At 60.9% G+C, this 17,461-nt stretch carries 12 protein-coding genes; 6 read left to right on the top strand and 6 right to left on the bottom strand.

Features of this window, described 5'->3' with window-relative positions; translation table 11 throughout:
- Window positions 1-4: 4 nt before the first annotated feature.
- Together clpA and clpS are read right to left on the bottom strand one after the other, a co-directional pair.
- On the bottom strand, window positions 5-2,458 hold the full coding sequence (gene clpA, locus HYPMC_RS05115; RefSeq protein ID WP_013946750.1) for an ATP-dependent Clp protease ATP-binding subunit ClpA: 2,454 nt from the start codon (window positions 2,456-2,458) through the stop codon (window positions 5-7).
- 7 nt (window positions 2,459-2,465) lie between these two features.
- Window positions 2,466-2,813 (bottom strand): ATP-dependent Clp protease adapter ClpS, encoded by a 348-nt coding sequence (gene clpS, locus HYPMC_RS05110; RefSeq protein WP_029670871.1) that lies wholly within the window; start codon window positions 2,811-2,813, stop codon window positions 2,466-2,468.
- Between the two features lie 663 nt (window positions 2,814-3,476).
- Between clpS and HYPMC_RS05105 the strand changes: the two genes are divergently transcribed.
- Complete coding sequence (locus tag HYPMC_RS05105; RefSeq protein WP_013946747.1) at window positions 3,477-5,138, top strand: D-alanyl-D-alanine carboxypeptidase; 1,662 nt, start codon at window positions 3,477-3,479, stop codon at window positions 5,136-5,138.
- Between the two features lie 65 nt (window positions 5,139-5,203).
- Window positions 5,204-5,569, top strand: coding sequence for a cupin domain-containing protein (locus HYPMC_RS05100; protein WP_013946746.1), 366 nt, complete (start codon window positions 5,204-5,206; stop codon window positions 5,567-5,569).
- A gap of 9 nt (window positions 5,570-5,578) precedes the next feature.
- On the opposite strand, the gene putA is transcribed toward HYPMC_RS05100, so the two are convergent.
- Entirely contained in the window at window positions 5,579-8,761 is a 3,183-nt protein-coding gene (gene putA / locus HYPMC_RS05095) for a bifunctional proline dehydrogenase/L-glutamate gamma-semialdehyde dehydrogenase PutA (protein ID WP_013946745.1), read from the bottom strand.
- 167 nt (window positions 8,762-8,928) lie between these two features.
- On the opposite strand from putA, the gene panC reads away from it, so the two are divergent.
- Window positions 8,929-9,780 carry a pantoate--beta-alanine ligase gene (gene panC, locus HYPMC_RS05090; RefSeq protein WP_013946744.1) on the top strand — a complete coding sequence of 284 codons (852 nt, stop codon included), beginning with the start codon at window positions 8,929-8,931 and terminating at the stop codon, window positions 9,778-9,780.
- Between the two features lie 171 nt (window positions 9,781-9,951).
- Complete coding sequence (gene parE / locus HYPMC_RS05085; protein ID WP_013946743.1) at window positions 9,952-11,958, top strand: DNA topoisomerase IV subunit B; 2,007 nt, start codon at window positions 9,952-9,954, stop codon at window positions 11,956-11,958.
- Between the two features lie 78 nt (window positions 11,959-12,036).
- Here parE and HYPMC_RS05080 read toward each other — a convergent pair whose 3' ends face one another.
- Complete coding sequence (locus HYPMC_RS05080; RefSeq protein ID WP_013946742.1) at window positions 12,037-13,440, bottom strand: fatty acid desaturase; 1,404 nt, start codon at window positions 13,438-13,440, stop codon at window positions 12,037-12,039.
- Window positions 13,441-13,811: 371 nt separating this feature from the next.
- On the opposite strand from HYPMC_RS05080, the gene HYPMC_RS05075 reads away from it, so the two are divergent.
- Window positions 13,812-14,483 (top strand): aquaporin, encoded by a 672-nt coding sequence (locus HYPMC_RS05075; protein ID WP_013946741.1) that lies wholly within the window; start codon window positions 13,812-13,814, stop codon window positions 14,481-14,483.
- 302 nt (window positions 14,484-14,785) lie between these two features.
- The gene (locus HYPMC_RS05070) at window positions 14,786-16,414 is read left to right on the top strand and encodes a DEAD/DEAH box helicase (RefSeq protein WP_013946740.1); all 1,629 of its coding nucleotides are present in this window, start codon (window positions 14,786-14,788) and stop codon (window positions 16,412-16,414) included.
- 152 nt (window positions 16,415-16,566) lie between these two features.
- Here the strand turns inward: HYPMC_RS05070 and HYPMC_RS05065 are convergent, their stop codons facing one another.
- Together HYPMC_RS05065 and HYPMC_RS05060 are read right to left on the bottom strand one after the other, a co-directional pair.
- Window positions 16,567-16,980: a TfoX/Sxy family protein gene (locus HYPMC_RS05065; RefSeq protein ID WP_013946739.1), complete on the bottom strand. Its 414-nt coding sequence runs from the start codon at window positions 16,978-16,980 to the stop codon at window positions 16,567-16,569.
- 33 nt (window positions 16,981-17,013) lie between these two features.
- A complete protein-coding gene (locus tag HYPMC_RS05060) occupies window positions 17,014-17,367 on the bottom strand; it encodes an iron-sulfur cluster assembly accessory protein (protein ID WP_041300732.1) in 354 nt (117 codons plus the stop codon).
- Between the last annotated feature and the right edge of the window lie 94 nt (window positions 17,368-17,461).

The following is a 17,461-nucleotide window of genomic DNA, read 5'->3' as shown; positions in this document are numbered from 1 at the left end:
AGAACTACTCGTCCTTCTTCTTCCGCGGCACGCTCGGCACCGCACCCGATCCGTTGGGCTTGTCGCCCTTCTCCTTCGGACCGGGAAGCGCCTTCTTTGGCGTCGCGTCGGCCAGGACCGGCTGTGGGCCATCGTCTTCGTCGGTTTCTTCGTCGTCCGGCGTCTTCACCTTCTTCGAAGGATCAAGCGGCAGGAAATCGAACGTCAGCGTCCGATCCGGCCCTTTGCCGGCAACCAGCACCTTCACCGTGCCACCGTTTTCGAGCTTGCCGAACAGCAGCTCTTCTGCCAGCGGCTTCTTGATGTACTCCTGGATGACGCGCGCCAACGGACGAGCACCGAACTTCTCGTCGTAACCCTTCTCCGCAAGCCAGCGCGTCGCCTCATCCGACAGCTCGATCGAAACGCCGCGATCTGCGAGCTGCGCTTCGAGCTGGAAGATGAACTTCTCGACGACCTGCGCGATGATCTCGGGCGACAACCCGGCGAACGGCACGACGGCATCAAGACGGTTACGGAACTCGGGCGTGAACAGCTTGGCCACGGCTTCCGTATCCTCGCCTTCGCGCTTCGTCCGATTGAAGCCCATCGGCGGCTTGGCCATGTCGGACGCCCCCGCGTTCGTCGTCATAATCAGCACGACGTTGCGGAAATCGACCGACTTACCGTTATGGTCCGTCAGCTTGCCGTGATCCATGACCTGCAACAGGATGTTGAACAGGTCCGGATGCGCCTTCTCGATCTCATCGAGCAGCAGCACGCAATGCGGATGCTGATCGATGCCATCAGTCAGAAGGCCGCCCTGATCAAAACCGACATAGCCCGGAGGAGCGCCGATCAGACGGGAAACCGTGTGCTTCTCCATGTATTCCGACATGTCGAAGCGTAGCAGCTCGACGCCCATCAGGTTCGCAAGCTGCTTGGCAACTTCCGTCTTGCCGACGCCGGTCGGGCCGGAGAACAGGTAGCAACCGATCGGCTTCTCGGGCTCGCGCAAACCGGCACGGGCCAGTTTAATCGCGCTCGAAAGCGCTTCGATCGCCTTGTCCTGACCGAACACCAGCCGCTTCAGATCGCGCCCGATGTGCGCAATGACTTCGGCGTCGCTCTTCGTGACGGTTTTCGGCGGAATGCGCGCCATCGTTGCGACGGTCGCTTCGATCTCCTTGGTGGTGATCTTTTTCTTCCGCTTGCTTTCGGGAAGCAGCATCTGCGACGCGCCGGTTTCGTCGATCACGTCGATCGCCTTGTCCGGCAGCTTACGGTCGTGGATGTACTTCGCCGACAGTTCGACCGCGGCCTTAATGGCCTCGTTCGTGTACTTGATCTTGTGATAGTCCTCGAAGACCGACTTCAGACCCTTCAAGATCTCGATGGCATCCTCGACGGACGGCTCCTTGACGTCGATTTTCTGGAATCGACGGACGAGAGCGCGATCCTTCTCGAAGTGCTGGCGATACTCCTTGTAGGTCGTCGAGCCGATGCAGCGCAGCGCGCCCGACTGAAGCGCCGGCTTCAGCAGGTTCGAAGCATCCATCGCGCCGCCCGACGTCGCACCCGCACCGATAACGGTGTGGATCTCGTCGATGAACAGCACGGCTCCCGGGAAAGCTTCGACCTCCTTCATCACGGCCTTAAGCCGCTCTTCGAAGTCGCCACGATAGCGCGTGCCGGCAAGCAGCGCGCCCATATCCAGCGAGAAGATCGTTGCGCCCTTGAGAACGTCGGGAACCTGCCCCTGCACAATCTTGCGCGCCAAGCCTTCAGCAATGGCCGTCTTGCCGACGCCCGGATCGCCAACCAGCAACGGGTTGTTCTTCTGCCGGCGGCAGAGAACCTGAATCGTGCGCAGCACCTCTTGCTCGCGGCCGATCAGCGGATCGATCTTGCCATCGCGGGCCTTTTTATTGAGGTTGACGCAGTAAGTGTTGAGCGCGTCGCCGGGCTTCTTCTCTTCGCTCTCGGTCGAATTGACTTCCTCGTCGACGCCACGAACCGTCCGCGGCTCGAACATGCCCGGCCGCTTCGCGATGCCGTGTGCGATATACTGCACCGCATCGAAGCGAGTCATTTCCTGCTCCTGCAGGAAGTAGGCGGCATGGCTCTCGCGTTCCGAGAAAATCCCGACCAGAACGTTCGCGCCCGTCACCTCTTCGCGTCCGGATGTCTGCACATGCACGATCGCCCGCTGGACGACGCGCTGGAACGAATTCGTCGGGTGCGCATCCCTGGCCGACTTGGATACGATCGGCTTCAGTTCCGTATCCAGATATTCGATCAGGCGCGCCCTGAGCTGCTCAAGATCAACCGAGCAGGCACGCATCACGGCGGCCGCATCCCGGTCGTCAACGAGCGCCAGAAGCAGATGCTCCAGCGTCGCAAATTCGTGGTGACGGACGTTTGCATACTGCACCGCCCGGTGCAGCGAGGCTTCAAGATTTTTGGAGAGCGATGTCAATCGAGTCCTACTCTTTCTCCATGGTGCATTGAAGAGGATGGCCATGCTGCCGCGAGAAGTCCATGACCTGCGTCACCTTGGTTTCAGCAACCTCGTACGTATACACGCCACAAATACCGACACCTTTATGGTGGACATGAAGCATGATGCGGGTGGCATCTTCCTGTCCTTTATTGAAGAAACGCTGCAGCACGAGAACGACGAACTCCATCGGAGTGAAGTCGTCGTTCAACAGAAGAACTTTATATAGGTTCGGCTTCTTAGTTTTGGGACGGGTCTTCGTGACAATACCCGTCTTGGAGTCACCATCACCGTCATCACGGCGCGGACCATCGGGCGGCTCATTCGCTGCCATGCGGGCAGCGTGCACCAGGGAGTGGATGTCCACCTTCTTCATCGCGTGCCTCGGGCAAACCCCGAATCCATCGGATCTCCTAAAGCTATCCCGCAACCTTCAACCGTTGGAGGCAGAAAAGTTACGCTTTCACTGCAAACGCATGCCCGCAGGGACAACTGTCTCTCTCGCCAAATGTTCAAGCTAAACACCCGTGTTCATCAAGCCTGTAATATAGGCACGCTGACGAGCAAAAAATAGAACGAGCCATGCGGCGCTTCAGACAGGCTCGAAGCATGGGACAATGTCGTTTCAACAGATGCTCGCCACCCTCATGACACCCCCCTCTTGGCCCTTCCACAGAAGCCGCGGCGGCCAACAGTCCGGTCTCGCCCCACGCGTCGTCACGCGGGCCATAATCAAGACCTTAGCGCCCAATAATGGGACAGCCAAAGGGGTAAATTTTACCTTGCTCCTTAACGCTAACGAAGTCCTTCAGCTCCTACAGTGGCGCTGGCACCTGGAAAGCGCCGAAAGCCTCTTTGACGCCAAAAAGGTGCCCAAAAACAATGCTCTTCTTGCCGATATCGGTGGGTGGGGCGCCAGTGGGAACCGGTCGGCAATCCCACGAACAGGGTGTCAGTCATTGCCGCTTTTCGAGGGCGGCCAGAGGGATAGAGCGTCGTGTTGCGACGAGTATTTGCGTACGCATCAGCTTTTCTCATCGTTTTCGCCGTTGGCCTGACGAGCGCGGAAGCTCGGGACAACCGCCACGCTGCGTTTATCCTGGACGCCAACACCGGCGCTGTTCTCCACAATGAAGACGGTGATGCGCCGCGTCATCCCGCGTCTCTCACCAAGATGATGACGCTGTATCTGACATTTGAGACGCTCCAGACCGGGCGTCTACGTATGGCCGACAGGATTACGATCTCCGAGCATGCTGCCGATCAGGCGCCCTCGAAGCTCGACCTCAAACCGGGCGATCAGATCACTGTCGAAAACGCCATCAAGGCGATCGTCACCAAGTCCGCAAACGACATCGCCGTCGCGCTTGCCGAAAAAATCGGCGGCTCCGAAACCAATTTTGCCCGTCTGATGAATGCCCGCGCCCGCGCATTCGGCATGTCAGGTACCCACTACGAGAACGCCTCGGGCCTCCCGAACGACGAGCAGATTACCACAGCACACGACATGGCGACCCTCGCGCTGCGCCTGCAGGACGACTTTCCACAGTACTACCCGTTCTTTTCCACCCGGGTGTTTTCGTATGGCGGCAAGTCCTACCGCAACCACAACACCATGCTGAACACCTTCGCAGGCATCGACGGCATCAAAACCGGATACACGCGCGCTTCCGGCTTCAACCTCGTGACGTCCCTTCATCGCGGCGAGAAACATTTGGTCGGCGTTGTCTTCGGCGGCCGCACCGCGGCGACGCGCAATGCCGAGATGCGCGCCCTGCTGACGCGGATGCTGTCGCGCGCCTCCCGCAACAAAACCCGCAAGCCGCTGCTGCTCGCCCGTCTAAGAAACGAGCCGAAGATCGCGCAACGCCCCATAAAGCGCGCGCCGGCCCGCGCGGAAGCTCCACAACCGGCTGTCCAGGCCGACGCCGATGAAACGCCGGTCCGTATCTTCAAAGTCCGTGCGGTGCCGATCTCGACGAAGGCGCGCGCGCCCTCGTCCGACGACACGACCGACATGGAAGACACAGGCCCCGAAGAAGCCCCGGCCCGAGCCGTTCCGCCGATCCAGGCAACGCCCGGCTACACGCGCGTCGGCAACGCTTCCCCGGCGACGGGAGCCCAGGTCGCGCCAATTCGCCCATTCGCTCCGGCGAACCTTGCCAGCTCCAGCACCTCGTCGATAACCGCGCCACCTCGCCCTCTGCAGCGCGTCGCGGCCTATGAACCGCCGCCGCCAGCGCTTGCCCCGCGGCCGCAGCGACGTCAGCAGCCGCAAGAGACCGAACTGCACGACCCGCCGGTTATCCGTGGCATGCCGCCGTCTACGCTGGGCGCCCAAGCCCGCGCGTTAGGTGACGCGTCAGACGATCGGTTTGAACCGCGCCGGGACACGGCTCGGACGGCAAATGGCGGTCGCTATGCCGTTCAGATCGGCGCCTATAGCTCGATCGACGACGCCCAGCGCGCCTTGAGCAACGTCCAGGATCGTGCCGGACGCCTTCTCGCCGGCGTTTCCTCGGTCACCAACCCGGCGATGAAGAACGGCCACCAGATCTTCCGGGCCCGCTTCACCGGCTTCAACGCCAATCGTGCCGCCTCGACGTGCAACGCACTGCGTCGCCAGGCGGTCGATTGCTTCGTCATGGCGGGCGAGTAACGCCTTGCACTGGAAAGCAGCGCAGACGTAGCATCGCCGCCCAGCTTGCAATGTAAGGCCCGCCCGTGACCGCCAACAGCGAAATTCCCAAGCTCGTCGTCTTCCAAGGCGTCCTTCCGCCCGGCGACGTTTATCACCCAGCAGCCGATCGCATCGTCTCTGGGAACCCGGTGCAGTGCGCACAAAACCTGTTTCAAAGCCCCGATGGCCATTTCAGCTCGGGCATCTGGAGCGGCGATCCAGGAGCATGGCGCGTCGTCTTCACCGAAACCGAGTTCTGCTACATCTTGGAGGGCCTCATCGTCGTCCGCGGCGATGATGGTTCCGAGGCGACCTTCCGCGCTGGAGACGCCTTCCTGACGCCCGCAGGCTTCACCGGAACCTGGGAAGTCATCGAACCCGCCAAGAAGTTCTACGCAGTTTATGAGTGACGAAGCCTCCTAACTCTTCCCACTCAGCAGTGTGTAATTGCCGCCGGTCGCGGTGATATCGGTCGAACGCGTCCGCTCGGTCGCAAAGCGCGCAAGATAGTTCGGTCCGCCAGCTTTCGGTCCGGTGCCGGAAAGCCCCTCGCCGCCGAACGGCTGGACGCCGACGACCGCCCCGATCTGATTGCGGTTGACGTAGAGATTACCGACGTGGGCGTTCTCCGCCACGTAATCGGCGACGCTCTCGATGCGGCTGTGCAGCCCAAGCGTCAGGCCGTACCCAGTCGCATTGAGCGCAGCAACGACCTTGTCGATATGCCCGCGCTCATAGCGAACCATGTGAAGGATCGGCCCGAACACTTCATGATCGAGCCTGTCGAGCCGGTCGATCTCATAAAGCGCTGGTGTGACATAGGTCCCAGCCCGGCAGGCTTCCGGCATCGCAAGATCGATGATCTCGCGCCCCTCACGCTGCATCAAGACCTTGTGGCTTTCGAGATTGTCCTGCGCCGCTTCGTCGATCACCGGGCCGATATCGGTCGCGTAATCCAGCGGGTCGCCGACATCAAGCGCTTCGATGGCGCCAGCGAGCAGCGCACGGATACGCGGCGCATTATCGTCTTGAACGAAGAGAATGCGAGCCGCCGAGCAGCGCTGACCGGCGCTATCGTAGGCCGACCGCACAGCATCGCGCACCACCTGCTCAGGCAACGCCGATGAATCCGCGATCATCGCGTTGATTCCGCCCGTCTCGGCGATGAATGGCACGATGGCCGAGCGCCGATCCGCCAGCGCCCGCTGAATGGCCCAGGCTGTTTCGTTCGATCCCGTGAATGCAATTCCTTGCAGGCGCGCATCTTTCACCATCGCTTCGCCGAGCTTGCCGCCGCCCGTCACGAGTTGCAGCGCCTCGCGCGGGACACCCGCTTCATGCAGCAGCCTAACGGCCAAAAAGCCTGAGATCGGCGATTGCTCGGCAGGCTTTGCAATGACGGCATTCCCCGCCGCCAGTGCTGCCGCCACCTGGCCGGTGAAAATTGCAATCGGAAAGTTCCACGGCGAAATGCAGCCGAACACACCGCGCCCGCGCAGCGTCAGAGTGTTTTCCTCGCCCGTCGGGCCCCGGAGTACGACCGGATCGGAAAAAAGCCGCCGCGCTTCGACGGCGTAATAGCGCAGGTAATCGACAGCTTCCCGCACCTCGGCCTGCGCCGCTTCGATGGTCTTCCCGGCCTCGCGGATCAGCGCCGCCATCAGCGCTGCACGATCTCGCTCGAACAGGTCCGCAGCAACTTCGAGAATGCGCGCACGCTCGGCAGCGTCGGTTTTTTCCCATAACGGCGCTGCGTTTTTCGCCGACGCAATCGCGTCTTCGAGGTGCTGCGGCGTTGCAAGCCGCACCGTTCCGATCCGATCGCGATGGTCGTGCGGTGACGCGACAACGCCTGCTGCCTCGCCCCCCGCCGTGACAACGCCGTTGATGATCGGCCCCGCCGCGAATGGCGTTTTCAGGGCTTTCGCGATCTCGGTTTGCAACGCCTCGCGCACGCCGGTCTCGGTTAGAGCCAGCCCGGCATTGTTCTTGCGTTCGGGCAGAAAAATATCGCGCGGGCGCGCAATCAGCTTCGGCCGCTCGCCCGAGCTGAATTCCCGGTCTGCGATCTCGACCGGATCGGCGATGATCTCGGAAATCGGCGTTTCTTCGTCGCCCAACCGATTAACGAACGACGTGTTGGCTCCGTTTTCGAGCAGTCTCCGCACGAGATAGCCGAGCAGATCCTCATGCCCGCCGACCGGCGCATAGACGCGGCAGGCGCGATTGAACTTACCTTCGCCGACGACCTGCTCGTAAAGCGCTTCGCCCATGCCGTGCAGGCGCTGATATTCAAATTCGACAGCGCCCCCCGCGACTGCCGCCGCCGCAATCGTATGCGCGTTATGCGTCGCAATCTGCGGATAGAATGCGACGGGATCGGAAATCAGCAGCCGCATCGCTGCGAGATAGGAAACGTCCGTATGCAGCTTGCGCGAGAATACCGGGTAATCTTCAAGACCACGCTCTTGCGCCCATTTGATCTCGCTGTCCCAGTACGCGCCTTTGACGAGCCGCACCGGAATGCGCTTGCCCGTCTGCTCACTCAGCCGCCGGAGCCAGCGAAGCATCGGGATCGCGCGCTTCCCATAGGCCTGCACGGCGATCCCAAGCCCATGCCAGCCTTCGAGCTGTGAACTGACGAATGTATCACCGAAAAGCTGCGCGGTGAGATCGAGTCTGTCTTGTTCTTCGGCATCGACCGTCAGCCCGAGACCCTTCGCCCGCGCCGCTCGCGCCAGCGTCAACAGTCGGGGGCCGAGTTCCGCACGCAGTCGTTTCTCTTTCCCCGGCTCGAACCGCGGATGCAGCGCCGAAAGCTTCACCGAAATCGAAGGGCGCCCAAAGATCGCGTCGGCATGCTGCGTTGTGAATGGCCGGGCCTCCGCCCCAACGGCATCGATCGCCGCCATGTAGCGCTGGAAATAACGCTCGGCATCATGTTCCGAGCGCGCCGTCTCGCCCAGCATGTCGTAGGAAAACCGGTAGCCCTTCTCTTCATAAAAGCGCGCTCGCGCCAATGCGCTCTCGATCGTCGAGCCCAGCACGAATTGCTCGCCGAGCAGCTTCACGGCATGGCGGATGGCCAGCCGGATCGTTCCTTCACCCGAACGCGCGACGAGCCGCTTCATCGCCTGAAACGGATTGGCGCCTTTCGCCTCCTTGAGCCGCATGATGCGGCCCGTCAGCATCAGGCCCCAGGTCGAGGCGTTGACGAACAGATTATCGGAATGGCCACGATGCTTCTCCCAGGCGCCGCCGGAAATCTTGTCGGCAATGAAGGCGTTGGCCGTTTCGGCATCCGGGATGCGCAGCAGCGCCTCAGCGAGGCACATCAGGATGACGCCCTCATCGGTCGCCAGCCCATACTCGTGCATGAAAGCATCAATGCCCGCATGGCTTGCTTTATCGGCGCGTGCGGTATGAACGAGGCGGCGCGCGATGTCGGCCGTGCGCCGGCGTTCGTCTTCAGTGAAAAACGCCCGCTCGATCAAAGCCCCGACGAGACGCGGCTCGTCCATAAGATACTGGGCGGCGAATTCATCCCGTGGTGGGAGAGCCCGCTGTGTCACGCTGTCCTCACGCCGCAATGTCGCGACCATGTCCTACCCGCTGATATAGGGCGGCCGATGCGATTCGCCCGTTAAGGAATACTAGCAGATCGTTAAACCGTCGCCTCCCCCGGCCGTCGCCGCCCACCGTGTCCCCTTGACGGTTCGCCCCTATTCCCGGCACCTCTGGCCGAAATTTAAGCTCGGGGGCTTCGCCTGTGTCCGATAAAATCAAGATCGTCCGCACCGTCCACGACCTCAGAAAGGCCGTCGCCAAATGGCGCGGCCGCGACCAGACGGTTGGCCTTGTACCGACGATGGGTGCGCTCCACGCCGGGCATATTTCCCTGGTGAAACTGGCGAAAAAGAAAGCCGACAAGGCCGTCGTCTCTATTTTCGTCAACCCGACGCAGTTCGCCGCCAATGAAGACCTGTCGCGTTATCCGCGCGATGAAGCGGGCGACCTCGCCAAGCTCGCTGCTGCCGACGCCGACCTCGTCTGGTCACCCGGTGTTGAAGAAATGTACCCAAACGGTTTTTCCACAGGCGTGCGTGCCGGGAGCGCCGCCAAGGACCTGGAAGGCGCATTCCGCCCCGGTCATTTCGATGGCGTCGCAACCGTGTGCGCCAAGCTTTTCAATCAGGTGACGCCCGACATCGCAGTTTTCGGCGAAAAGGATTTTCAGCAGCTTGCCGTACTGCGCCAGATGGTCCGCGACCTGAACATGCCGCTGAAATTGATCGGCTCACCGACGAAACGCGACGCCGACGGACTGGCGCTTTCTTCGCGCAATGCCTATCTCTCGGAAGCCGAACGCAAGATCGCGCCGGCTCTTTACGCAGCAATTTCCGCACTTGCCAAAGATGTCGCCAACGGTGCCGACATTCCGGCGGGCGTGGCTGATGCCAAACGCAAAGTCACCGCGGCAGGCTTCACGAAAATCGACTATATCGAGGTCTGGGATGCCGAAACACTCGAACCGGCATCAACCGCAAGTGGGCGGCCGATGCGCGTTCTCGCCGCTTGCTGGCTGGGCAAAACCCGGCTGATCGATAACGTCGCAGCCTGATCCAGCCCGCGAGTTGCCGGACCGACACAGAACCGAAACGCCATGGTAGCCCCGGCCCGGCTCGGGCTATAAGAAGCTCTCTGAGATTCGCTTCAGCGGCCCAGCTGTCAGGCGTCCCCGCCGCTTCTTTCCGAATGCGTGGTTATGCCATGGCACGATTGGGGGCCGCTAATGAGCCGATCGCAAACTGACCTTTTTCCGGAATTCGAAAGCGAAATGACTGAGAAATCGTCGCGTGCCCGCAAGCCTGTCGAAAGCGCCTACAGCGAAGAGCACATCGAGGTCCTCGAAGGCCTCGAACCCGTGCGCCGCCGCCCCGGCATGTACATCGGCGGCACCGACGAAAAAGCCATGCATCACCTTTTCGCCGAGGTCATCGACAACTCCATGGACGAGGCCGTTGCGGGCCACGCCACCTGGATCGAGGTCGAGCTTTCGGCAGACGGCTTTCTGACGGTCACCGACAATGGCCGCGGTATTCCGATCGGCCCGCATCCCAAGTACAAGAATAAGAGCGCGCTCGAAGTCGTGATGACCGTTCTGCACGCGGGCGGCAAATTCGATTCCAAGGCCTATAACACCTCGGGCGGTCTGCACGGCGTCGGCGTGTCGGTCGTCAATGCGCTGTCCGAAACGCTCGAAGTTCAGGTCGCACGCGACCAACAGCTTTATCGCATGGTGTTCTCGCGCGGCGAGCCGCAGACCAAGCTCGAAAAGCTCGGCTCCATCATGAACCGGCGCGGCACGAAAACGCGCTTCAAGCCAGACGAGAAAATCTTCGGCAAAGGCGCTGCGTTCAAGCCTGCGCGCTTGATGAAAATGGCCCGCTCGAAGGCCTACCTGTTCGGCGGCGTCGAAATCCGCTGGAAGTGTGCACCGGAGCTCATCAAAGACGACACGCCCGCCGAAGCGACTTTCCACTTCCCCGGCGGCTTGAGCGACTATCTCACGTCATCGATCGACGGCCGCACCCGCGTCACCAAGGAAATCTTTTCAGGTCGCGTCGAGAAGGACGAAGGCCACGGTTCCGTTGAATGGGCCGTCGCCTGGATCTCCGACGAAGACGGTTTCTCATCGTCCTACTGCAACACGATCCCGACGCCAGAAGGCGGCACGCACGAAAACGGCCTGCGCCAGGCGCTCTATAAGGCGCTCCGTGCCTATGGCGAACTCGTCGGCGTAAAGAAAGCCCAGCAGATCACGTCCGAAGACGTGATGGGAACGGCCGCGTCGATGCTGTCCGTCTTCATTCGAGAGCCCGAATTCCAGGGCCAGACCAAAGACAAGCTCGCGACCGTCGAGGCGACGAAGATCGTCGAAACCGCTGTGCGCGACGCCTTCGATCACTGGCTGGCAGACTCTCCACAGCAGGCAACGAAACTGCTCGAATGGACGATCGACCAGTCCGAAGAACGCCTGAAGCGTCGCCGCGAAAAAGAGGTCGGCCGCCAATCGGCAACGCGCAAGCTGCGTCTTCCCGGCAAACTTGCCGACTGTTCGATCCAGCAGGCCGCCGGCACCGAAATCTTCATCGTCGAGGGCGACTCGGCCGGCGGCAGCGCCAAGAGCGCACGCGACCGCGAAACCCAGGCCGTGCTGCCTTTGCGCGGCAAGATCCTGAACGTCGCCAACGCCTCGTCGGCGAAACTGTCACAGAACCAGCTTCTAGCCGATTTGATCCAGGCGCTCGGCGTGGGCACGGGCACCAAGTATCGAGACGATGACCTGCGCTACGAGCGCGTGATCGTCATGACCGACGCCGACGTCGACGGCGCGCACATTGCCTCGCTGCTGATCACGTTCTTCTATCAGGAAATGCCGGAACTGGTCGAAAACGGCCACCTCTTCCTGGCGGTGCCGCCGCTCTACAAGATCTCCGACAAGAGCGACGTTGCCTACGCCCGCAACGAGGCGCACCGCGACGAGCTGCTCGCGACGCATTTCAAGAACAAGAAACCGAAGGTCACGCGCTTCAAAGGCCTCGGCGAGATGGACTTCAAAGACCTGAAAGAGACGACGATGGACAAGAAGCGCCGCACGCTTCTGCGTGTCGCCATCGATGAAGCCGCGCGCGACGGCCTGTCAGAAGTGGTCAACGCTCTGATGGGTTCGAAGCCTGAAGCGCGCTTCCGTTTCATTCAGGAGAACGCTGCCTTCGCGAAGGATCTGGATATTTAAGGCCTTCGCTCGGCTCAACCTGAAAGCATTCCATTTGTCATCCTCGGGACAAACCCCGAGGACGACAAAATTCGCGGATTACTCCCCGCGCGATGAGGCTTCGTTCTCGCGCTGGATGGCCGCCGCATTGCTGACCTTGGCGTATTCAAGCGTATCCGTATCGACGTAAACTTCGCCATCCGGCTTCGGCGCATACTTCTCGCCCAGAACCTCAATCACTGTCGGATTGCGCTCCGGGGTCTCACCATGCGGCGAGTTGAAATACCCTTCGACGACGATACCCTTCTCGCGATACTTCGGATCGTCCAGCAACAGCTCGTGCAGGTCCTTGAGCTTGTAATGCGGGACCGACGCGTAGATGTGGTGCGGCAAGTGATAGTCCATGCCGAACGGAAACACCGCATAGCGAATGAACGGATTGACCAGGAACACGCGCGTGTTCGTATAGCGCCCGCGATCGGCGTTCCCGTGCTGCACCCACTGCCGCATGATCATGAACAACGGGAAAGCCGTGAATAGCGGCAAGATCCACAGCAGGCCGTAATAGCTCCAAGCCGGTCCCCAGCCCGCCACTTCGACTGCTGTCAAAGCCGTGTAGACGATCGCCATGTAAATGATGCGGCTGATATTCGTCGCCCGATGCGAAATCACCGTCTCGACGTGTGCGTGCGGCAGCTTGTTTTCATCGAGAAAATAGAAATACGCGACGACAGCCGCCGTCATCACGCCGAGCGCCGCAAAGGCCCATGGGCCGTGGCCCGTCTTGATGAGTGTGATAGCCGCAATCGGCGCCGTAACGGCATAGATGACACCGGCCAGCGTCGGCAGCCGTTCGCCCTTCCGCTCCCGGTCCATATATGGATTATTGTCCGTCCCGAGCGCGCTGTAACGCGCACGCACGATCATGTAGCGGAAGAGGTTCGGCAGCCAGAGCTGCTTCGCCAGCTCCTTCAGCATGTCGACGTGCGTGATCGGAAAATCGAGATCGTGGCCGCTCTCATTCAACTGTGCCCAATCGGGATCGCGCAGCGGATCATTGATGAACTGATGATGCGCTAAGTGGTGCAGCCGATACTGGAACGTCGATGTGTAAATCGGAAAGCCGCCAAGCCAATCGGACACGGCTTCATTCATGAATTTGTTTTCGAAGAGCGTGAAGTGCGTGCCCTCGTGAATGACACCGCCGAATTGATGCTGCGAGGCGCCAACCGTCGCAATGCACAGCAGCGTCATCGGGATGTTCCACCACCAGCCGAGGCCGGCAGCCGCGACGGCGCCATAGCTCCAGATCGTCAAGCCAATCGCGGTGGCAATCACCAGGTAGACAAACCCGATGTGTGCGAAATTCGTATAATTATCCCGCTTCTTCAATTCGCGTATGACATCGCCACGACGAATGCCGCGTGGCCGGGCTTCTGCCATTACCGCCGGAGTTTCGCGTGCGGTCACACCGCCAACCGCAGAACCAGCATCGATTGTCATTGCTCGACATCCTTGCGAGGTCGCGAGACGGTTCCCGCGTTCAAAATTGCACACGCGAAACGCCACGCAACAGAGCGCTCTTAACACCGCCCCTATACCCAGACCGTGACAGGCGCCGCCTCGCCGAAATCTACGGCACTAAATATCCGCTAAAAAGGCAATTTAGTTGATACGACAAATAAGCTCCTCGGAGCTTGTGGAGGTTCGTTAAGATTTTTTCAACGGGCACGGCAAAAAAGCACTCGCCGCAACGCCCACCATGTTGCACGCATGCCCCTGTTCCGAATGCTGATTCGCATTCATTATGCCAACATACGGCGGCAGAATTCTGAGCGACCTCAGAATACGGCGCCCGGGGGGAATATAATATTATGAACATAAGAGCCTTGGCTGCCGAGACGTTCGGCACATTTATGCTGATGTCGTCCATACTTGGATCGGCGTTCTATTCGTTTGGAGCACCGTCCGGCGCGGCGGGCATACTTGGCGTCGCGTTTTGTATCGGTATTACCGTCATGGTGACGGCCTTCGCGATCGGCCACGTCTCCGGTGGGCACTATAATCCCGCTGTCACTCTAGGCTTGGTTGCCGGCGGCCGCTTCGAGTTCGGTCCCGCCATTCTCTACATCATCGCCCAGCTCGTCGGCGCTTGTGCCGCCTGCGGAATCTTCTCCCTCGTCGGCCATACGAGCCCCACGTTCGCCGCCAACGGCTACGGTGATCTCTCGATGCTGAAAGCGACCCTGGGTGAGGTTTTCATCTTGGAAACGGTCCTGACTGCATTTTTCCTTGTCGTCATCATGGGCGTCACGCGGGCAAACCACCCCTCGATGATGGCGCCCATCGCTATCGGCCTCGCCCTGACTGCAATCCACATCATGTCGATCCCGATCTCCAACACTTCGGTTAACCCGGCCCGAAGCTTCGGCCCGGCGATCTATGCCGGGGGCGAGCCGCTGTCGCAGGTCTGGGTGTTCTTCGTCGCGCCGATTCTCGGCGGCATCATCGGTGGACTGTTCGGCCGCTGGTTGCTTGAAGACTAAACTTGGAGTTTAGGGTTTCTAGGGCCGCCCAAAAGCGGCCCTGGAGCTGCCTGTGACACAAGCCCGCGGCTTACAGGCTCAAAACTAGTGGGTTTTCCTTGCGATTTGCCGAGATGTATGCGAGCACGCGATCGTGCCGGAGCGCAGGGGATCGATTTGCGCATTTTTTAATGCTTTTTTGATCCGCACTCCTATTTCGGCTTAGGTCCTTTCGGCACCCGTCCCCCCTGCGCTCTCTTAAAGACCGTCTGACGCCCCTCGCGCCGGACAGCCAGATCCTGTGCAGATGGAGATACCTGCTTTTGGAAACCAAGACGTTCGCTGACCTGGGGCTCTCGCCCAAGGTTCAAGCCGCCATCGCGGCTGCGGGTTACGTCGCGCCAACCCCGATTCAAGCCGCTGCTATTCCCGTCGCCGTGACCGGCCGAGACGTTCTCGGCATTGCTCAGACGGGCACCGGCAAGACCGCCTCCTTCACCTTACCGATGATCACACGCCTCGAAACGGGCCGCGCACGCGCGCGAATGCCCCGCTCATTGATCCTCGCGCCGACGCGAGAACTCGCCGCTCAGGTCGCGCAGAGCTTCGAGAAATACGGCGTCAATCACAAGCTGTCGCTCGCGCTGCTGATCGGCGGCGTCTCGATGGACGACCAGGTGAAGAAGCTCGACCGCGGCGTCGATGTTCTCATCGCCACCCCCGGCCGGTTGCTCGACCATTTCGGCCGCGGCCGCGTCATGCTGATGGGCGTCGAAATTCTCGTCATCGACGAAGCCGATCGCATGCTCGACATGGGCTTCATTCCCGACATCGAGAAGATCTGCAAGCTGCTGCCGCCGCGCCGCCAGACGCTCTTCTTCTCGGCGACGATGCCGCCCGAGATCACACGCCTCGTCAATCAGTTCCTGAACAATCCCGAACGCATCGAAGTCGCCAAGCCAGCAACAACGGCAAAGACGATCACGCAGCGGTTCGTCTATTGCCAGAACGGCGAAGACTGGGCCAAACGCGAAGTCCTGCGTGACATGATCCGCGACGGCAACGTCAAGAATGCGATCATCTTCTGCAACCGCAAGCGCGATGTCGCGGTGCTCCATAAATCGCTGACCAAGCACGGCTTCAACGCCGGCGCGTTGCATGGCGACATGGACCAGACGAGCCGCATGGAGACGCTCGACAAATTCCGCGCTGGCGAGATCATGCTGCTGGCAGCGTCCGACGTTGCGGCACGCGGTCTCGATATTCCGGAGGTCTCGCACGTCTTCAACTTCGATCTGCCGTGGGCAGCCGATGACTACGTGCATCGCATCGGCCGCACCGGCCGCGCCGGACACGAAGGACATTCCATTTCCCTCGTCAGTCCGGATGATTTGAAGTTCGTGAAAGACATCGAAAAGATCACAGGTGAAACGGCCGTTTGGCTTGGCGAACCTCCATCGGAGGAAGACATCGCCGGAGCCGGAAAGCGCCGCCGCGGTCGCGGTGGACGCGGCCAAGCCTCGGGCGGTCGCGAGAAGTCGGCCAAGCCGCAGCACCGTGGTTCTGAGCACGGTCGTCGCGAGCAGAAGCCGTCGGCGGACAAGCAGCCGCGAAGCCATGCACCGTCGCGCGACAACGAAGCTCCGCGTGCTCATGGGCGCGGAGAGCAACCGCCGTCGCCAAGCCGTCAGCATGCGCAGCCGCGCCGCGAACATCCTCAGCGCTCAGCCCATCGCAACGAACAGCCGACGGTCGATGCCTGGACGGATGAGCCAAAAGCGCCGCGTCGCCCCGAGCGTGCGCCGGAGAAGCGGCAAGCGGCGCAAGAGCAGCCACGTAGCAAGGCCCCGCCTCCGCCGCAGAAGGGTGGCGAGCGCCTCGGCTTCGCTGAAAACATGCCGGCGTTCATGCGCAAGCCCGCCCGCCCAATAAAGGTCCCGGGCCGCGGCTGATTGATCTTACCTCTCCCTTTGAGAGGCCACAGAGCGAGGGGACCAGCCGCTGGCTTGCTTCCTCGCCAGTCATCCTCGGCCTCGTCCCGAGGATCTACCGGCCAGAATCCTCAGCAGAAAAACAATCCTCGGCTTTGTGCCGAGGATGATGTTCAACGGGATGATCGGGCGGCCGATTTTGTCTTTCGCGCTGCTTTGGGCTTTGCGGTTGTCGGCTTCCGCTGTTTGCTAGCAGCGAACTCACGCGCGGCATCAATGGATGCACGCGCCCAATCCCTCAATTCATCGACGTCGTCGAGCAGGCGCTCCGGCAGCCGCCAATAAGACGTAAGCTGCGTCCTTCCGCTTTTGGTCTGGTAGGAGAACGGCTGCGAGCGCTCCGCCTCGAACCGCGCTCGCATTCCTTCAGAGGTCTTCAAATAGATCGTGCCGCCGGTGATGATGGCGAAGAACGTGCCGTCAAAATAAACACCAACGCCGCCGAACATGCGCCCACCGCGCACGAAACCTTCGCGTTCCAGAGCATCTTTCAGGATTTGAAGCAGATCATCGTTCGCGGAGGACATGCCCCGGTCCCAAACCCGTGCCCGCGGTTTGCGTCAGCCGACCGGCGCAAACCCTTCCGGCGTAGCCGGTTCGAGGTTGACGCTCTCGCCGCAACCACAAGCGCTCTTCTGGTTCGGATTGTTGAAGACGAACTGCGACGACAGCTTGTCGGTCTTGTAGTCCATCTCCGTGCCGATCAGATACATGATCGCTGCCGGATCGATGAGCACGACCGCGCCTTTGTCTTCGATGACTTCGTCGAACTTCCCGATCTCTTCGGCCCAGGTCATGGTGTATTCCATGCCCGCGCAGCCGCCCTTCTTGATCCCGATCTTCAACGCCTTGACACCCGGCTTCTGCGCGAGCAGAGCAGAAACGCGCGCCGCAGCGGTGTCGGTCAAGGTCATGACTTTTGGCATCATTCTAAGCGAGGGCACGCTGGCCTCCGTAGGTCGTTGCTTCACTGCAAGTATATGGGTATTCGCCGTCCAAAACGATACC

The sequence above is a fragment of the Hyphomicrobium sp. MC1 genome, from assembly GCF_000253295.1.
In the GTDB taxonomy this organism is placed as follows: Bacteria; Pseudomonadota; Alphaproteobacteria; order Rhizobiales; family Hyphomicrobiaceae; genus Hyphomicrobium_B.
The sequence above is the reverse complement of the archived record's forward strand: the minus strand, read 5'-3'. Positions and strand labels throughout refer to the sequence as shown.